The 241-nt window shown below is 45.6% G+C and carries 1 pseudogene; it reads left to right on the top strand.

Features of this window, described 5'->3' with window-relative positions:
• Nucleotides 1-118, top strand: a pseudogene (locus tag J1784_RS26285) (hypothetical protein); the annotation flags it as partial.
• Nucleotides 119-241 lie beyond the last annotated feature (123 nt).

The following is a 241-nucleotide window of genomic DNA, read 5'->3' as shown; positions in this document are numbered from 1 at the left end:
ACATTCACAAGAAGACCTAGACCATGTCGCAGAGCAATTAAACAACAGGCCGAGGAAAACATTGAAATTTAAGACGCCAAAACAGGTTTTTGAAAAGGGTGTTGCGTTGACAAGTTGAATCTACAGCGGCCTTTTTTAAGATATCCCGCTCTTCAGTTACTCGCTTAAGTTCTTGCCTGAGGCGCTTTACTTCATGCTGAAGTGCATCGTCCTGCTTACGCTGCGGCTCGGGCTTCTGGTA

It is taken from the genome of Rahnella ecdela (assembly GCF_019049625.1).
GTDB lineage: Bacteria > Pseudomonadota > Gammaproteobacteria > Enterobacterales > Enterobacteriaceae > Rahnella > Rahnella ecdela.
The sequence above is the reverse complement of the archived record's forward strand: the minus strand, read 5'-3'. Positions and strand labels throughout refer to the sequence as shown.